The sequence below is a fragment of the Streptomyces sp. NPDC051987 genome, from assembly GCF_040680735.1.
In the GTDB taxonomy this organism is placed as follows: Bacteria; Actinomycetota; Actinomycetes; order Streptomycetales; family Streptomycetaceae; genus Streptomyces.
This window is the reverse complement of record NZ_JBFAXI010000031.1, coordinates 79,491-96,221: the sequence shown is the minus strand read 5'-3', so window position 1 is coordinate 96,221 and position 16,731 is coordinate 79,491. Positions and strand designations below refer to the sequence as shown.

General features: G+C 68.8%; 15 protein-coding genes and 1 pseudogene. 6 read left to right on the top strand and 10 right to left on the bottom strand.

What is annotated here, in order from left to right; all coding sequences use genetic code 11:
- From AB0M11_RS19000 to AB0M11_RS18970, 7 genes and pseudogenes are all read right to left on the bottom strand, one after another.
- A partial coding sequence (locus tag AB0M11_RS19000) for an MBL fold metallo-hydrolase (RefSeq protein ID WP_365706811.1) occupies positions 1-249 on the bottom strand: 249 nt, incomplete at its 3' end.
- Positions 250-284: 35 nt separating this feature from the next.
- Positions 285-896 carry a DsbA family protein gene (locus AB0M11_RS18995; RefSeq protein WP_365706809.1) on the bottom strand — a complete coding sequence of 204 codons (612 nt, stop codon included), beginning with the start codon at positions 894-896 and terminating at the stop codon, positions 285-287.
- Positions 897-1,202: 306 nt separating this feature from the next.
- Positions 1,203-1,697 carry a MarR family transcriptional regulator gene (locus AB0M11_RS18990; RefSeq protein WP_365706817.1) on the bottom strand — a complete coding sequence of 165 codons (495 nt, stop codon included), beginning with the start codon at positions 1,695-1,697 and terminating at the stop codon, positions 1,203-1,205.
- A 147-nt stretch (positions 1,698-1,844) separates the two neighbouring features.
- Positions 1,845-2,141 (bottom strand): annotated as a pseudogene (locus AB0M11_RS18985) (DUF475 domain-containing protein); the annotation flags it as partial.
- A gap of 157 nt (positions 2,142-2,298) precedes the next feature.
- Complete coding sequence (locus tag AB0M11_RS18980; RefSeq protein ID WP_365706808.1) at positions 2,299-2,724, bottom strand: arsenate reductase ArsC; 426 nt, start codon at positions 2,722-2,724, stop codon at positions 2,299-2,301.
- Between the two features lie 32 nt (positions 2,725-2,756).
- Positions 2,757-3,497 carry an MIP/aquaporin family protein gene (locus AB0M11_RS18975; RefSeq protein ID WP_365706806.1) on the bottom strand — a complete coding sequence of 247 codons (741 nt, stop codon included), beginning with the start codon at positions 3,495-3,497 and terminating at the stop codon, positions 2,757-2,759.
- A complete protein-coding gene (locus AB0M11_RS18970) occupies positions 3,494-3,874 on the bottom strand; it encodes a metalloregulator ArsR/SmtB family transcription factor (protein ID WP_365706804.1) in 381 nt (126 codons plus the stop codon). Before AB0M11_RS18970 ends, AB0M11_RS18975 begins: the two co-directional genes overlap by 4 nt.
- A 109-nt stretch (positions 3,875-3,983) precedes the next feature.
- Between AB0M11_RS18970 and arsM the strand changes: the two genes are divergently transcribed.
- Positions 3,984-4,883 carry an arsenite methyltransferase gene (gene arsM / locus AB0M11_RS18965; RefSeq protein ID WP_365706802.1) on the top strand — a complete coding sequence of 300 codons (900 nt, stop codon included), beginning with the start codon at positions 3,984-3,986 and terminating at the stop codon, positions 4,881-4,883.
- A 339-nt stretch (positions 4,884-5,222) separates the two neighbouring features.
- Here the strand turns inward: arsM and AB0M11_RS18960 are convergent, their stop codons facing one another.
- Positions 5,223-5,972 (bottom strand): SDR family oxidoreductase, encoded by a 750-nt coding sequence (locus AB0M11_RS18960; RefSeq protein ID WP_365706800.1) that lies wholly within the window; start codon positions 5,970-5,972, stop codon positions 5,223-5,225.
- A gap of 316 nt (positions 5,973-6,288) precedes the next feature.
- On the opposite strand from AB0M11_RS18960, the gene AB0M11_RS18955 reads away from it, so the two are divergent.
- Complete coding sequence (locus AB0M11_RS18955) at positions 6,289-6,876, top strand: TetR/AcrR family transcriptional regulator (RefSeq protein WP_365706798.1); 588 nt, start codon at positions 6,289-6,291, stop codon at positions 6,874-6,876.
- 600 nt (positions 6,877-7,476) lie between these two features.
- Here the strand turns inward: AB0M11_RS18955 and AB0M11_RS18950 are convergent.
- On the bottom strand, positions 7,477-8,304 hold the full coding sequence (locus AB0M11_RS18950) for an alpha/beta hydrolase (RefSeq protein ID WP_365706796.1): 828 nt from the start codon (positions 8,302-8,304) through the stop codon (positions 7,477-7,479).
- A 752-nt stretch (positions 8,305-9,056) separates the two neighbouring features.
- Between AB0M11_RS18950 and AB0M11_RS18945 the strand changes: the two genes are divergently transcribed.
- Positions 9,057-9,767, top strand: a complete 711-nt coding sequence (locus AB0M11_RS18945) for an N-acyl homoserine lactonase family protein (protein WP_365706794.1) — start codon at positions 9,057-9,059, stop codon at positions 9,765-9,767.
- 153 nt (positions 9,768-9,920) lie between these two features.
- Here AB0M11_RS18945 and AB0M11_RS18940 read toward each other — a convergent pair whose 3' ends face one another.
- Positions 9,921-13,559, bottom strand: coding sequence for an Ig-like domain-containing protein (locus AB0M11_RS18940; protein ID WP_365706792.1), 3,639 nt, complete (start codon positions 13,557-13,559; stop codon positions 9,921-9,923).
- 508 nt (positions 13,560-14,067) lie between these two features.
- On the opposite strand from AB0M11_RS18940, the gene AB0M11_RS18935 reads away from it, so the two are divergent.
- The 3 genes from AB0M11_RS18935 (at position 14,068) to AB0M11_RS18925 (ending at position 16,714) form a co-directional block, all read left to right on the top strand.
- On the top strand, positions 14,068-14,901 hold the full coding sequence (locus tag AB0M11_RS18935; protein WP_365706790.1) for a helix-turn-helix transcriptional regulator: 834 nt from the start codon (positions 14,068-14,070) through the stop codon (positions 14,899-14,901).
- 152 nt (positions 14,902-15,053) lie between these two features.
- The gene (locus tag AB0M11_RS18930) at positions 15,054-15,746 is read left to right on the top strand and encodes an SDR family NAD(P)-dependent oxidoreductase (RefSeq protein ID WP_365706788.1); all 693 of its coding nucleotides are present in this window, start codon (positions 15,054-15,056) and stop codon (positions 15,744-15,746) included.
- Positions 15,747-15,958: 212 nt separating this feature from the next.
- Complete coding sequence (locus AB0M11_RS18925) at positions 15,959-16,714, top strand: SDR family oxidoreductase (protein WP_365706786.1); 756 nt, start codon at positions 15,959-15,961, stop codon at positions 16,712-16,714.
- Positions 16,715-16,731 lie beyond the last annotated feature (17 nt).

Here is a 16,731-nt window from a genome sequence, read left to right as displayed (position 1 = left end):
GGGGAAGGCGTCGGCGATGACCTCGGCGCCGAAGTAGAAGTCGGGGTCGCCGTGCGAGACGAAGACGGTGGTCAGCGTCTTGCCCGAGTCGAGGACCTCGGCGGCCAGGCGGTGGCCGTCGGCGCGGGTGAAGGCCGCGTCCACCAGCAGCGCCTCGCTCTCGCCGGTGACGAGAGTGGCCGTCTTGTTCTTGCTGCCGGCCGGGAAGTCGAGATCGAGGACCTTGAAGGAGAGAGTGCTGCTGCTCATGGTTGCTGCTCCTTGCGGGGATGGGGATTGCGCGGTCAGGAGAGGGCGGCGAGTCGCCGGTCGACTTCGTCGGCGGTGGCGTGGCCGCGGGCCAGGACGGCGACGCGGGCACCGTCGACGGCGAGCAGGGTGGGGAAGCCGGTGACCCCCAGCTCGGCACAGCGGCGGAAGTCGTCCGCCGCCGCGTCGTACGCCTCGGGGGACTCGAAGGCGGAAACGACAGCGTCGGCGTCAAGACCCGACTCTTCGGCGATCTTCCGGTAGGTGGCGGACTCGGACAGGCTGAGGCCGTCCACGTAGAAGGCCTGCTGGAGGGCGCCGGCCAGCTCGGCTGCCCGGTCGGGGGCCACCCGGCGCAGGGCGGCGACGCCGCGCGCGGCGGCCTCGGAGTCCATCACGAACGAGCCGTCGGCGATCAGCCGGTGGTATCCCTCGCCGAACTCGGCGCCGGTGAGCTCGGCGATCTGGGCGTTGGCTCCCTGGACGTAGCCGAACTCGCGGATCGGGACCCGGCGCGAGCCGGTGAACAGGCCGCCGGAAATGACCTCCACCGGTATGTCCGGGTGGCGGGAGACGGCCTCGCGCAGGGTGGAGGAGAACCCGTGCGACCAGCCGCAGTAGGCGTCGAAGGCGTAGACGAGCTGCATGGGAACCTCGGCATCGGGGTGGGGGTGCTCGCCTGGTGCGAGCCGTTCACCGAGGACAACAGTATCTGACTAGTCAGATATTTCTGGGGCCGAGTGTCAGGCGATTCGTCCCGGTCCTCGTGTCAGCACAGCTCATGGGTCGCGCTGCCCGCGCCGGGAGAGCGTCGGGAGCGGGCCCACACGCCGGGTTTACGTGTTCATGACGCGGGGGCCGAGGTCGATTCGGCGCTGCGCGGCTTGCAGGTCGTCGCCGGTCGGTGCGGCGACGCAGGCGGGGAGGGGCTCATACGGGACGGCCCACACCCCTCAGGGAAGCCGGGGCAGTGTGTCCCGTGCTGTGTGGCTCAGGATGCGCAGGTCTTCGGCGAACCGCTCACGGTCCTCCACCGGGAGGGGCGCCAGGAAGTAGCGCCTGATGTTCTCGACATGGACCCGGGACGCGGAGACCGTGGTCTCCTCCCCGAGCGGCGTCAGGCGCACCAGCCGCCCGCGCCGGTCACCGGGATCCTCGACGCGCTGGACCAGGCCGGCCGCCTCCATACGGTCCACCAGCCGCGTGGCGCCACCGGTCGTGAGCACCTGCTCCTGGGCGACGGCCCGCATCGACAGCCCCGGCTCCCCCGCCCTGCCCAGGATGAGCAGCACCTCGAACATCAGATGGCTGATACCGCACTCCACCTCGAGAGCCCGCCCCAGGATGTACTCCAGCCGGTTCGCGGCCCCCTGCAAGCGCCCGAAGGCCAGGATCAGCGCGTTGTTCGCGGCGTCGCTCGGCGTCGAGATCTCCGCATGCTCGTCCACGGTCCTGGCGCCCCTTCCCATAGCTGCTTCCATCCCCCACCGATCATGCCGCACCGGCCGAACGGCGGGTCCACCGACTTGGCTACCGGCCCTGGTGAGCGAGCCATCTACGGGACCGTGACCGGTTCCGGCTCGTCCTGGGCCGCCCGCCAGGTCCTGGTTGCGGCGCACGGAGGGCCAGAGGGACCAGCCGATCAGGACGACGCCGACCAGGCCGGTGATGACCTCGTTGATCTCGTACTGGATGGTGACCATCAGGCTCACGGCCAGCGCGCCGATCGCGTAGTGGGCGCCGTGCTCCAGGTAGACGTAGTCGTCCAGGGTGCCCTGGCGGACCAGGTAGACGGTGAGCGAGCGGACGTACATCGCGCCGATGTCCAGGCCCAGTGCCATGAGTACGATGTCGTTGGTGATGGCGAAGGCGCCGATCACGCCGTCGAAAGAGCCGGCGGTCGGCGGCCCGTACCGGTTCTGACACGGCACCGACGGCGCCGCAAGTACCGTGATCGTCGGCGTCCTCGCCACCCGTCGGGTAACCGGACGCCCCTCGAAGGCGAGTGGGCAGGGACGCGGCTCGCCCGCTCCGCGCGCTTCCCGCCTCTCAGCCACGCGCCTCCACACCGAGTTCGCCGAGCAGACCGCGGACACGGCTCTCGATCTCGTCCCGGATGGGACGTACGGCGTCGACGCCTTGGCCCGCCGGGTCGTCCAGCTTCCAGTCCAGGTACCTCTTGCCCGGGAAGACCGGGCAGGTGTCCCCGCATCCCATGGTGATCACGACATCGGACGCCTGGACGGCCTCGGTGGTCAGGATCTTCGGCGTCTTGGCGGAGAGGTCGATGCCGGTCTCCCGCATGGCCTCCACGACCGCCGGGTTGACCGTGTCGGCGGGCGCCGAGCCGGCCGAGCGGACTTCCACCGCTTCTCCCGCGATATGGGTGAGGAAGGCGGCTGCCATCTGGGAGCGGCCTGCGTTGTGGACGCAGACGAAGAGGACGGAGGGACGCCGGGACGCGGGGTTGCTCATGGCGGGGGCTTTCTCGAAGACATCGGGTGGGGTCATGGACGTGCGGGGGCGGTGACTTCGGAGTCGGCCGGGAGCACATCGGGGTCGGTGTGCGCGGGCGGCAGTTCGAACACCGCGGCCAGCAGAGCCAGGCCGAGGGCCGTGCCGACCGCCTGTGCCACCACGAAAGAGGCGACCGAGCCGGGGGCGATACCGGCGAAAGTGTCGGTGAAGGCCCGGCCCACCGTCACGGCCGGATTGGCGAACGACGTGGACGACGTGAACCAGTAGGCCGCGCCGATGTACGACGCCACCACGGCCGGGGCGAGAGGAGCCCGGCCCGCCCGGACCAGCCCGAAGATCAGGAGGACGAGGCCGGCCGTGGCGACGACCTCGCCCAGCCAGAGGTGACCGGACGAGCGGTCATGGGTGGACCAGCGCACCAACGGCCTCCCGAACATCGCGTCGGCCAGGACCGCACCGGCGATCGCCCCCGCCGTCTGCGCCGGGATGTACGCCGCCACGTCCCGGCCGCTGGGTCCGTCGCCGGTGCGGCGGCCGACACCCCAGGCCGCGAGCGTGACCGCCGGGTTGAAGTGGGCACCGGAGACCGGCCCGAACAGCGCGATGAGTACGCCCAGGCCGAAGACCGTGGCGAGCGAGTTGGCGAGGAGTTGCACGCCGGCGTCCCGGGACAGTTCGGTGGCCTGGATGCCGGAGCCGACCACCACCGCGACCAGCGCCGCCGTGCCGACGGCCTCGGCCAGGGCCCGTCGCCCCAGGGAGGCGCTCACGCGGACACTCCGGCGCTCTGCGGTGCCGCGAGGACATGCGCAAGCCGGTCGAGAACCCCCGGCAGCACCCGGTAGTACACCCACGTGCCCCGGCGCTCGCAGTCGATGAGACCGGCCTGACGGAGCAGCTTGAGGTGGTGGGAGATCGTCGGCTGGGACAGATCGAAGGCCGGGGTCAGCTCGCAGACACAGACCTCGCCTCCCTCCCCACGCGACGCGATCATCGACAGGAGCCGGAGCCGGACCGGATCGCCGAGGGCCTTGAACACCCGGGCCAGTTCGGTGGCACGCGCCTCGTCGAGAGCCGCTTCGGCGAGGCCCGGGCAGCAGACGGCGGCATCGTGCTGGCCAAGCACCTCAAGCTCTTGTTTCGACATACCTCTATGTTGACGTACTTCGATCCAGGGCGCAAGGTTGCATCAACAGACATCGATACAAGCCGGTCCGGGGTATGCCCTGCCCCGTCACGTCATCGAGGAGTGCATCATGAGCGAGCAGTCCACCGACCTGCGCGAAGCCGTCCGCCGCCGGTACGCCGCAGCGGCCGTGAAGGTCACCGAGGGCGTCGCCGCCTGCTGCGGCGCCGAACCCCTCGAGGTCGACGAGAACTTCGGCTCCGCCCGCTACGCCGACGACGAGCGCGCCGCCCTGCCCGCCGAAGCGGTCGCCGCCTCCCTCGGCTGCGGCAACCCGACGGCCGTCGCCGAACTCCGCGAGGGCGAACGCGTCCTGGACCTCGGCTCCGGCGGCGGCATCGACGTCCTGCTCTCCGCCCGCCGCGTCGGCCCCACCGGCAGGGCATACGGCCTGGACGTGACCGAGGAGATGCTCGCCCTGGCCCTCGACACCGCGAAGAAGGCGGGCGCGACCAACGTCGAGTTCCTCAAAGGCACCATCGAGGCGATCCCGCTGCCCGCAAACACCATCGACGTGGTCATCTCCAACTGCGTGATCAACCTGTCCGTCGACAAACCCGGCGTCTTCGCCGAGACCTTCCGCGTCCTGCGCCCCGGCGGCCGTATCGGGCTCTCCGACATCGTCGCCGACGACACCCTCACCCCCGAACAGCGCGCGGAACGCGGCGACTACGTGGGCTGCATCGCAGGCGCGCTGTCCTTCACCGAGTACCGCGCCGGTCTCGAAGCGGCCGGCTTCACGGACATCGACATCACGCCGACCCACCCTGTCGCCGACGAGATGCACTCCGCCGTCATCCGCGCGACCAAGCCCACCGATGCAGCGGAGGCGACGGCCGGGGCCACGGGCGCATGCTGCGGCGTCACCGCCTGCTGCACGACGGACGAACGGGCCGCTGACCCGTCGACCACGGTGGCCGAGGCCAAGACAGCTTCCGGGTGCGGCTGCCAGAACGGAGTCACCCACTGACCCGCCGGTTGGCACCGATCACTTGCCCGGCGTGGTCGTGGGGCCGCCCCACCTCAGACCCCGTCCTCCGACCGGCACCCGACACGCGTGTCACCGGTCACGGGACAGACCCGAGCGACTTACCGTCCGAACGGGCCCTGTTCGCCGCTTGCGGAGGCTGTAATGACCGCAGTGGCTGCGGCGGAATGCGCGGTCGGTGGGTGCCAGCGGCGGCGCTCTGGTGATCATCTGCGCGTAGGGTGTGTGGGCTCCATGACCTCTGTCGACTGCCGGCGTGCCGGCGACGCGGTCACCCTCTGGACTTCGCCGGGACGGGCGCCACGCATCCTTTTGCCGCGATCAGATCTGGTTGAGCCCGCCGTCGACGAACAGCTCGGATCCGGTGACGAAGCTGCTTTCACTGCTGGCGAGGAACAGAGCGGCAGCTGCGGTCTCGTCCGGGTGTCCCATCCGGCCCAGCGGGACCTGGCCGGCGAGGGCGTCTCTCATCTTCGCGGCCTGCTCGGCGTCCGCGGCCAGGCCGGTGATGCCCGGGGTGACGATCGGGCCGGGTACCAGGGTGTTCACTCGGATCGCGCGGCCGCTGAGTTCGTTGGCCCAGGTGCGGGAGAAGGAGCGGACCGCGGCCTTGGACGCGGCGTAGACGCCGAAGGCGGCGGCACCTGAGGTGGCGGCAGTCGATCCGGTCAGGATCACCGAGGCGCCGTCGCTGAGCAGCGGAAGGGCCTTCTGCACCGTGAAGAGCATGCCGCGTACGTTGATGTCGAAGGTGGCGTCGAAGTGCTCCTCGGTGACCTGTTCAAGCGTGGCGAACTCGCCGCCGCCGGCGTTGGCGAACAGGACGTCGATGGGTCGGCCTCGCTCGGCCACGGCCGCGTAGAGGCGATCGATGTCCGCGAGGTTCGCGACGTCGCCCCGGACGGCGGTGGCTTCGGCGCCGATCTCGGCCAGCGCGGCGTCGAGGGCCTCCTGCCGGCGGCCGGTGATGAACACGTGCGCGCCCTCACGTGCGAATCGCTTGGCCGTGGCCAGTCCGATTCCGCTGTTGCCTCCGGTGACGACTGCCGTCTTTCCGTCCAGCTGTCCCATGGTCGTTTACTCCCGTCCGGTGCGGACGCCCATAGGCGTGCACCGTGTGTCGTTGCAGCGATACGGCCCGGGGCGAATGACGCCGGGCCCTGTTATGGACTGTACGGTAAAGAACCTCGTTATGGACCGTTCGGGCAAAAACGTGACCGCATCCACACCGCAGGGCAGGCCGCCGTGCCGGCCGGCTCCGACCTGGCCGCGAGGGCGCCGGGAAGGGCTCGACCCGAGAGCCACGGATCACACGCCGGCGACGCTTGCGGCCGAGGCGGCGCCCACAATCTGGACCGATAGGTCAAGAAGAACGTATGCTTCTCCCATGGGACGACCGCGGAACTTCGATGAGCACCAGGTGCTGGAGTCTGCGCGCGAGCAGTTCTGGAAACAGGGCTACGCGGCTACGTCACTGCAGGACCTGACGAACGCCACGGGACTGGGCAAGGGGAGCCTGTACGGGGCCTTCGGCGACAAGCGGCAGCTGTTCCTGCACGTGCTGGACGGCTACCGCGAGGAACAGCTCAACAGCGTCCGGGCGGTCCTCAGCGGGCCCGGTACAGCCTTCGAACGCCTGACCCTGCTCATCGAGGGAGCGGCCAAGGGATTCACGGAGGACCCGCAGCGGCGCGGCTGCCTTCTGGTCAACAGCACGTCCGAGCTGCACAGCAATGATCCGGATGTCGTCTCCCGGGCCCGGAGCAGCTATCAAGCGGTCGAAGATCTTCTCATCGCCTGCGTGAAGGAAGCCCAGGACGAGGGGGCGGTCGAACCGAGCGCGGACGCCGAGGAGCTTGGGCGGCTGCTCCTCGCCGTCATGCAGGGCATCGAGTTCCTCGCCAAGACCGACATGGACGGCTCGGCCCTCCTGCAGATCGGCCAGGCCGCCCTCAAGCAGCTGTCCCGGCACTGACCGTCCCGCGGGCCGACGCCTCACGGCCTGCCCCTCTCGCCATGCCCTTGAGCAGGCTCTCCGGATGCGCGACCGCGTCATCGACGGCACCTCGGCCCCGGCCGGACGATGCACCGGCAACCGACGACGCCGAACCATGACCCACGGGCCCGGAGCTGCGGTCCACCGGTCACCCACTTCGCACTACACCTGAAGACGACTGCACACGCTCAACGAGAAGTGATCACCAGGGCCACCGCCGTGTTCCAGCAGGGCGCGAGCCCGATCGGCTGACCCCGGCGAACCGATCGGGGCTCGTCCGTCCAGCGGGCAGAAGGCGGACATCCGAAGCGGAGACGGCGCGCGAGCGTCCTCGCCGGCAAGCCAGGTCCAGCCGCTCGGAACGTAGCGGTCCGGGAGATGGCGGAGCGCCACCACCCGCCGCAGCTGCCCCGCGCTGCGCTGAACCGGCCGGCCGGCGAATCCCCGCAGGCGCCCGAGGCCCGCGGTCCGTCAGGTGACGGGCGTCTGTCCAGGCACCAGTCGCAGCGCCGCTTCCGAGCAGCGCCCTCGACCGGCGACGGTCCTGCCGGATGTCTCGATTCCCGGGGCGGCCCGCCGCTAACTTTGGGCGAACTCGAGCAGGTCCCTGTTGAAGATCTCGGCGTACTTGGGCACCATCGCAAGGCCATGCGGTGCACCCTCGTAGACCTTGTACTGTGCGCCCTTGACGATCTTGGATGATTTGGCGCCCGCGGAGACGATGGGCACGATCTGGTCGTCGTCGCCATGCACGATCAGTGTCGGCACATCGACCTTCTTCAGATCCTCGGTGGTGTCCGTCTCGGAGAACGCCTTGATGCAGTCGTAGGCGCCCTTGATGCCGACGGTCATGCTCCAGAGCCAGAACTCGTCACGCGTCCCCTGGGAGACGGTCGAGCCCTCACGGTTCGCGCCGTAGAACGGGGCGCTGAGATCCTTGTAGTACTGCGAGCGGTCCGTGAGCACACCCTGGCGGATCTCGTCGAACACCTCGATCGGCAGACCCTCGGGGTTGGCTTCCGTCTTCAGCATCAGCGGCGGGATGGCACCGAGCAGGACCAGCTTGGCGACCCGTGCCGTACCGTGCCTGCCGATGTACCGGGTGACCTCGCCGCCGCCGGTGGAGTGCCCGACCAGAATGACGTCGTGCAGGTCTTCGGCTTCGATGACCGCGGCCAGGTCGTCGGCGTAGGTGTCGAGGTCGTTGCCCTCCCACGGCTGACCGGAGCGGCCGCCGCCACGCCGGTCGTGGGCGATGGCACGGAATCCGTTGTCCACCATGAGTTTCATCTGGGGGTCCCAGGCGTCCGCGGTGAGCGGCCAGCCGTGGGAGAAGACCACGGGCTGGCCCGAACCCCAGTCCTTGTAGAAGATCTGTGTGCCGTCCCCGGCGGTGGCGAAGGGCATGGTTGCGCTCCTCTCGAAGTCCGCTCGCGGGCCCCTGACGTCACGCCCTCCGGGGATGTGACGGAAACGGCACCGCATTCGGTCAACATAGGCGCGGGGCACCGATTCAGCGCGTCCGGAATCACCGCTCCGGTACAAGCGGGACGGCCGATGCCGGACAGGCGAGGGTTCCGTGCGGGTGTCCATACGATGCTGCAGGCACCTGCACGGCCAGGAGACACGGGTTACGCCACCCGAGTGAACTCCAGGACGCAGTCCCCCGCCCGTCCCGGACATCACCGCGGGCGGCGGGCGGCAGTCCGGTAATCACCGTTGGTGTCGAGGAACGACCCGCTGGAAGGTAGACGGGCGGTAACCACGACCGCCCGTCGGCCGGGCTCGATGAGCGTCGGCCCAGGCAGGCGGCGCCGAGTCCCGCCTGCCTGCGCGGGCTACAGGAACTCGCTCCGGTAGGCCGAGGCCAGTTCGGTCGCGCGGCGGCGGCGCTCGGCGAGCTCGTCCTCCGACAGCTGCGGCGGCGGCGCGTCCTTGCCCGCGACGACATCGCCGATGCCTGTGAAGTACTCGCCCTGGCCGGCGGGGGTCCGATTCCTGTCGCCTTGCCTTCGCCCAGGCCCGTGCCGCTGCTCAGGACTCGGCCGCAGGCTGAACCCCGCACGTGAAGCGCACGCGTTGCGGCCGATGACGTCCGGGACGCTTCTGCTCTCGGCGGACCGGCCGACCGGGACAGCAGAAGCTGCCAGGCTGGCCCCATGGGGATGAACAGGGCAGTGCGCCGACTCGATCTTGGGTATTTCATCCGGCCCGCGTCGGAGACCGGCGGCCCGCAGCCGCGGGTCGAACCTGTGCTCGCCTACCTGGTGCAACACGATCACGGCCTGATCCTCTTCGACACCGGCATCGGCAAGGCAGACCCCGAGACGGAAGCCCATTACCGACCCCGACGCCGGGCCCTGCAGGATGCCCTGTCCGCGGCCGGAGTCGCCCTTGACGACATCTCCCTCGTCGCGAACTGCCACCTCCACTTCGACCACTGCGGCGGGAACCCTCTCCTGGGCGGCAAGCCCATCCTGGTCCAGGACGTCGAGCTGGCCACTGCCCGCAGTGGCGAATACACCATCGACGCGCTGATCGACTTCCCCGCCGCGCGCTACGAGGAACTCTCCGGTGAGGCCGAGATCTGGCCTGGCGTCTGGGTCATTCCGACCCCAGGGCACACCGTTGGGCATCAGTCGTTGGTCCTTCGGCAAGGCGACGGCACGCTGGTCCTCGCCGGTCAGGCACACGACTTCGCCTCCCGCTTCGCATCCGACCAACTGGCCCGCCAAGCGGCACTTGACGACGTGGAGCCGCCGCTTCCCGCCTACCAGCACTGGCTGGAGCGAATCGCCGACTTCGACCCACGACGCGTTCTCTTCGCTCACGACTGCTCGGTCTGGGAACCGTCGCAGAGCACCTTCTAGGCAGACGGCCATCAGAGCCGGAGCGGTTTACCTTCCACTTCACTCACCTGTAGAGCGGGCTGCGGCCAACGAGGCGGCGCGGGCGGCATCCACGTGCGCCTGGGCCGCCCGCAGGTCGTCCCACGTCTTCTGTGGGTCGCGAAGTCGCCGCGGTCAGCTTCGATTCGCCGGCGATCGCCGCGACCAGGTCGTCCTGTCCGGCAGGGTGACGGCCAGGGCGGGGTCGATCGCCTTGATTGCTGCGTTCAGCGCGACGGTCGCGAAGTAGGCGGTGTCCTCGCTGATGTTCACCGCCGAATAGCCGGAGTAACGCGCCTTCACACCCATGGCGTTGACGTACGCCATCTGGAAGCGTTGCTGCCGGCCCTCCCAGTCCCGGCTGGTTGATACCCGCGTGAAGCCGCCGCCTCCGGTGGTGTCGCCCGCATACGCCGAGACCTTCTTCGCCGCGGCGAGCACCGACGCCAACGGCTCGTACCCGCTGAAGTCCGTTCCTGATGAGGTCACGTGCACGGTGGTCGTGACCGGTGGCAGGCTCGAGTTGGCCATGCTGGTGCCGGTGATGGTCACCGTGCCTGCCCCCCGCGCGATCACGAGCCCGTTCTTGTCGACCATCGCCACGTTCTGGTCGCTCGACCGCCAGGCGATCCGCCGGTCGTAGGCGTTCGCCGGCGACACGGAAGCAGTGAGCTGCAGCCGGTTCGTGCCGGTCACCTTGCCCGTGTCGGCACTGGTGGACGCCGGGCCATAGATCGTCGCCTCCGGCGGGCTGAGCAGCTGAAGCCCGGTCGGGACCGTGGACACGTCGACGACCTTGACGTGGATGGACTGACGTACCCCGTCGCCGGACAAGCCGCCGTGGTCGACACTGCGTGCGGTGACCGTCACGTTCGCGACCTTGCCGCTGCCGGTGCCGACCGCCTGGAACGTCGCCGTCCTGCCGGACCCGGTCACCTTCACGACGTGGTTGTTCGAGGACTTCCACACCACCGTGTCACCCGGCCTGCCGCCCTCCAACGCGGCCGTGACGGTGCCGGTGCCCGCGGGGGCGTGGCGGTGCGCGCTGTCGTAGACCAGCGTCGTCGAGTACGTGGACAGCGAGATGCCGGTGACGGTGTGGGCGTGGTCGGTGGTGTCGACCATGACCATGTACCGCTTGCCCTGTTCGGCGTCGAACACGAGCTTGCCGCCCAGCACGTCGTAGTCGACGCGCCGGCCCAGCGTGTTGTCGGCGTTGACCAGCTGGATGATGGGGCGGCCGTCGGCCCACGGGTCGACCAGTGCGATCTTCCCGTCCCGTTTGCTGGTGAGGTCCACATAGGACACCGACCCCTGCTCCGCGTCGAACGCGCTCGACACCTCGACGTCGCCCTTCGCCCCCAGCCGCTCGTAGCTCACCGACTGGGTCCGGTCCCAGTTCGGGAACACCGACAGGGTCGTCGGCATCTGGGGAGTGGTGCTGCTCTGCAGGAGCATCGCGTTGACACCCTCCATGGCGCCGACGGTCTCGACCGCGCCACCGCTGCCGTAGTAAGTCAGGTTGCTGGTACGCACCTTGGCCTTGAGTGCCGTCTTGAACTTCGCCAGCAGGTCGGCGGCCGGCCAGCCCGCGTGCGCTGCGATCGGGAACACCTTGGGGAAGCCGTTGTTCTGGCTGCTCCAACCGGCGAACCCGGTGGCCGCCCAGGAGTTCATGTACTCAAGCGTGTTGCGGACCTTGCCGAGCAGTTCCGGGTCACCGTCGAGCTGCTGCACGTTCTCGAAGGGGAAGACGACGCCCTCGAGCTCGACCGGCTGGTCGCCCGGCTCGATCATGTCCACGTGCGCCTGGTTCGGCGACTGGTAGTCGGTGGCCGTCAGCGTCGGGACGAAGTCGTCGTTGTTGTTCGCGGAGAAGACGCCCTTCGGCAGCTCGGCCTCCGGGAACGCCGTGTGGTCTGCCAGGTCCTTCCACCGCGCGACGGTGCCCTGGGCTTCGCCCATCTCGGGGGCATGCGCGGAGAGGAACGTCGAGAGGTACTTGATGGCGCCGACGTCGAGATCCGGGTTGATGTCGGCGGCGTCGCCCTCGTGGATCGACGAGCCGATCACCGAGTAGTGGTACTGACCGTTCCCGTCGTCCTGCTTCAGCACATAGGAGCTGTAGAAGTCGAGCAGCTGCTCGAGATACGGATAGAGCACCGTGCGCAGGTACTGATCATCCAATGTGTATTCGTAGGAGGAGAGCATGGTGATCGCGGCGAAGAAGCCGTTCGACTTCTGGTCCGTGGACCCCGAGCTGAACCCGTAGACCGGCACGGGTGCCTTCGGGTTCAGTGCCGGCTGGGGGCTCGCCAGCAGGTGGAAAGGGGACAGTGTCCGCACGTGCACCGCGCCGTCGTGCCCCTGCGCGGCGGCGTTGTTCTGCTGCCACGGCAGGTCGTAGGCGATGACCCGGTTGTAAGGCACTTCGGTGTCGATGCGGTTGCTCGATCCCGCCGCGTAGTACTGCGCCTGCTGGTTGTAGTTGAGGAAGTACCGGCCACCCCAGCCCACGTTGTCGGCGGGGACCCACTCGCCGTACATCGAGCCCGGCAGGTTCTGCGGATTCACCTTCCCGTTCGCGCTCGTCGGCCGGTTGGAGCTGCCGAGCACGTACAGCGATCCGTAGTAGTACTGGGCGACCTCCGGATCGGCGAACTGGACGTAGCTGCGCAGCCAGTAGTTCTTCCACCATGCCTGGTGCTCAGCCTTGAGCCGGTCGACGGCGCCCTGCGACGCATATGCGCGCACCCCGTCCACGGCGTCCTTCTGCACGTCCGTGACGCTCTTGATCGTGTTGTAGTCGCCACTGCTGCTGCTCAGGTAAGTGACCACAGACGTGGTCTCGCCCGGCGCGACGGTGATGTTCCCGGACTCGCCCAGCGAGTTGTAGTACTTGCGCTTGTTGCTGTCGTAGTAGTCGTTCGCTTCGATCTGCTCGCGCGGGTTCGCGAGCTCGGAGCCGACGACGGCCGTCGCGGTCGCCATCCGGCTGCGATAGCCGCTCGTGTTGGTGGTGGTGCTGTCCCGCGTCGTCCACAGGACGGGACCGGCCTGCGAGAAGTCGACTCCTCCGGTGTACGGGTAGGTCTTCTGCGCATCGGTGAGGTCGGTCGCGCTGGAGTTCGCGTACGCCATGGACGGGACCCACTGCTTGATCCTCAGCGTCAGCGGCCCGGTTCCGTTGTTGCGGATCTCGGTGACGAAGACGTTCGCGGTGTCGGCGGTCCAGGAGTTCAACTGGAGCGGTGCGTCGGCACCTTGGTCGTCCTTGAGCTCCATGTCCGTGGTGACCTGGGCGTTGAGGATGTCCTGCTTCATCGAGAACACGCTCGTCGCGTCGGTACCCGCTGCGGTGGTCGGCCAGACGTCCAGCCCTCCGCCGGAGAGGATGCCCGCGTTGTCCTTGACCGAGCTGCCCTGCGCGTGCAGCGTGCCCCAGAAGTCGTTCTTGCCGAAGTAGAACTGCTGCGACGTGTCGGACACGCCCGCAGCGACGGTGCCGATGTCGCCGTTGCCCATGAGCTGACCGGTCGTGTAACTGCCCTTGTCCACGTCGCCGATCTTCAGTGGCGACGTCACCGAACCGGAGATGCCGGACAGGGTCTTCTGAAGCTGGGACCAGTCGTCCTGACGGAGATGGTCGACCACCGCTTGCGGCACCGTGAAACCGTGGTGGACAGATGGCCCGACGCCCACGGCGAAGGCGGGCGCGGTCGCGAGGGCCCCGACCATCGTGAGCGCGGATATGACCGCTAGATGACGTCTCACATCAGCTCTCCTTGGCCATCAACACTTCACAGCGGCGGCTACCGACGTCTGGCTACGAGGCCATAAGCGGAGAGTATGGTGAGGAGATCCGATGTCTGTCAACGAATCAGGTCCAGATACACGGCAGTTGGCGCTCGCGACAGAGGCGTCTCGAACAGTGATCCGATGTATACGGTCGAATGTTGGTCGTGGACAAACCCGCTCCCTTGAGCACCTCGGATCAACACGGCTCGGCCGCAACAGCCTTACCGCTCACTGGACCTCGTCGTCTCATGGAGCGGGCTTCGCGACTGGCCCCGCAGCCGCGCACGCGGGCAGTGATCCGAGCAGGTGACGCAGGGCTGCGGGATCGAGGGCCTGGCGCGGCGGCGCGCCGACGAAGCGCCGCTCGGGCCGGACCAGGTGGCGATGACGGCTGCGCCCCGGGGGCGCGTCGGCGGGAGCCACGGGTCTTCGTGGTCCAGCGAGTACCACCTGGCGGGGCGGGGTGTGCGGGAGGATGGTGTGCATGAATCAACTCGGTGCTGTGCTGCGTGCGTGGCGGGACCGGCTGGATCCCGCGACGGTGGGCCTCGCACACGGCTCACCCCGTCGGGTCACCGGCCTGCGACGCGCGGAGCTGGCGACGCTGGCCGGCATCTCGGTGGAGTACGTGGTCCGGCTGGAGCAGGGACGGGTGGCGACACCCTCGGCACAGGTCTGCTCGGCCCTGGCTCGTGCCCTGCAGCTGTCCGACGACGAGCACGCTCATCTTCTGCGCCTGGCCGGTCACGCGGCGGATCCGAACCGGGTCCCGCGTGTGATCCCGGAGAGCCTGCACCGGATCGCGGACCAGCTCGCCGCCAACCCGCTGGCGATCTACGACGCCACCTGGCAGCTGCTGCACTGGAACCCTCTGTTCGCGGCCACGTTCGGCGATCCCACGGAGCGAGGTGCGGGAGACCGCAACGTCCTGGTCTGGCAGTTCCTGGGTGAACTGCCCCGCGTCCGGCAGACGGCGGCCGAGCGGGCGGCCTTCGAGGAGTCCCTCGTCGCCGACCTGCGCGCGACGACGAGCCGGTACCCCGACGATCTCGGTCTCGCGGCGTTGGTGTCAAAACTGAACCACAGCCCACGGTTTTGCGAGTTGTGGAGCCGTCGAGCGGTGGGCGGTCACTTCGGTGCCCACAAACTCGTCCAGCACCCGGAGGTCGGAGACATCGCCATGACCTCCGACACCCTCACCACACAGGACACGAACCTCCGCCTCGTGGTGTACACGCCGCAGCCGGGCACCGACGCCCGCAGCAAACTCGAACTTCTGGCCGCCATCGGGGTCCAGAGGATGTCTCCTCAGGCATGAGGGCTCGTGTTCTGCCTCGTCCGGTGGACCAGGCTGCTGGGTGGGACGCGCCGTACCAGGAAGTGCCGTAGCTCCCGCCGATCCTCCCGCGAACCCAGCATGGAGTGCGTGAACGGTGCACCACCGCGCTGTTCGGATTAGGAGGAGCCAGCATGACCACCACATTCATCACCGGAGCCAACAAGTCCCTCGGTTTCGAGACAGCTCGTCGCCTTGGCGAGGCGGGGCACACCGTCCTGCTCGGCGCCCGCGACCGTGAGCGCGGCCAGGCCGCGGCCCAGTTGCTCGGCGCCCGGTTCGTTCAGATCGACGTGACCGACGACGCCTCGGTCCAGGCCGCGGCCGCGGATGTCGCCGCGCATGAGGGAACGGTCGACGTCCTGATCAACAACGCCGGCGTCCTCGGCAAGGTCGGTCCCGTCGAGGAGTACACCGCGGCCGACATGAGCGCCGTGCTCGAGGTGAACGTCGTCGGGCTCGTGCGGGTCACGCACGCCTTTCTCCCGCTGTTGCGCACGTCGCCGAATCCCGTCATCGTCAACGTGTCCAGCGGGATGGGTTCTTTCGGCATGACTCAGGACCCGGCGCGGATCGAGTCGCAGTATGCCCTGCCCCTCTACTCCGCCTCGAAGGCCGCGGTCACGATGCTCACGACGCAGTACGCCAAGGAACTGAAGGACGTGAAGGTCAACGCCGCGGACCCCGGGCAGACCGCGACCGACTTCACCGGCGGTCTCGGACACAGCGTGGCCTACGGCGCAGAGTCCATCGTGACCCTCGCGACGGTCGGCCCTGACGGACCCACGGGACAGTTCGTCGACCGCTCCGGCAACCTCCCCTGGTGATACCGCCCTGCCCTCAAGGCCGGTCGACCCGCCGCCCTGCACACACCCCACACTGCTTGCGCCGGGAGGGGTTGGGGGTCCGGCTGGAGCACGTACGTCTCTGCGGGCGCCCTCTAATCATTGATACGAAACGGACGTAGCATCGATCGCCAACGTTTGTTATCGTTGAACTCGCCAGGTCGTATCATCGATACGGACAGAAGGAGCTCCCTGTGCCCACCGACTCCACCCCCCGGCCGCAGACCCGCGTCGCACTTGTCACCGGCGGCTCCGGCGGAATCGGCCGCGCCGTCGTCCAGCGCCTCGCCGACGACGGCTACGCGGTCGGCATCCACTACGCCGGCAACAAGTCCGCCGCCGAGACGCTGGCCGAGGAGATCACCGCACGCGGCGGGCAGGCCCTCACGGTCGGCGCCGACATCGCCGACGTGGACGCCGTGACCGCCGCGTTCGACTCGGTCGAGGCGGCGTTCGGCGGCATCGACGCGGTGATCCACACCGCCGGCATCATGCGCCTGAAGCCGATCGTCGACCTCGACCTCGCGGAGTTCGACACCGTGCACCGGATCAACGTCCGCGGCACCTTTGTCGTCGCCCAGCAGGCGGCCCGGCGCGTGCGGGCCGGCGGAGCGATCGTGAACTTCTCCACCTCCGTGGTGGGCCTGCAGTTCCCCGGCTACGGCGCCTACGTGGCCAGCAAGGGCGCGGTCGAGGCACTGACCCTGATCCTGGCCCGCGAACTGCGCGGCAAGGACATCACCGTCAACGCCGTGGCACCCGGCCCGACCGCCACCCCCCTGTTCTTGGAGGGCAAGGACGAGGAGACCGTCAAGCGGCTGGCCGCCCAGGCCCCCCTCGAGCGACTCGGCACCCCCGAGGACATCGCCGAGGTCACCGCCTTCCTCGCCGGCCCGGCCGGCCACTGGATCAACGGCCAGACCATCCGCTCCAACGGCGGCATCATCTGAACGTCCACTCCACGGCG

Bases quoted from the DNA above. Each gene is read 5' to 3' on its own strand.
- AB0M11_RS18995 (WP_365706809.1), bottom strand. From the start codon at position 896: ATGCAGCTCGTCTACGCCTTCGACGCCTACTGCGGCTGGTCGCACGGG.
- AB0M11_RS18980 (WP_365706808.1), bottom strand. From the start codon at position 2,724: ATGAGCAACCCCGCGTCCCGGCGTCCCTCCGTCCTCTTCGTCTGCGTC.
- AB0M11_RS18970 (WP_365706804.1), bottom strand. From the start codon at position 3,874: ATGTCGAAACAAGAGCTTGAGGTGCTTGGCCAGCACGATGCCGCCGTC.
- arsM (WP_365706802.1), top strand. From the start codon at position 3,984: ATGAGCGAGCAGTCCACCGACCTGCGCGAAGCCGTCCGCCGCCGGTAC.
- AB0M11_RS18960 (WP_365706800.1), bottom strand. From the start codon at position 5,972: ATGGGACAGCTGGACGGAAAGACGGCAGTCGTCACCGGAGGCAACAGC.
- AB0M11_RS18955 (WP_365706798.1), top strand. From the start codon at position 6,289: ATGGGACGACCGCGGAACTTCGATGAGCACCAGGTGCTGGAGTCTGCG.
- AB0M11_RS18950 (WP_365706796.1), bottom strand. From the start codon at position 8,304: ATGCCCTTCGCCACCGCCGGGGACGGCACACAGATCTTCTACAAGGAC.
- AB0M11_RS18945 (WP_365706794.1), top strand. From the start codon at position 9,057: ATGGGGATGAACAGGGCAGTGCGCCGACTCGATCTTGGGTATTTCATC.
- AB0M11_RS18935 (WP_365706790.1), top strand. From the start codon at position 14,068: ATGAATCAACTCGGTGCTGTGCTGCGTGCGTGGCGGGACCGGCTGGAT.
- AB0M11_RS18930 (WP_365706788.1), top strand. From the start codon at position 15,054: ATGACCACCACATTCATCACCGGAGCCAACAAGTCCCTCGGTTTCGAG.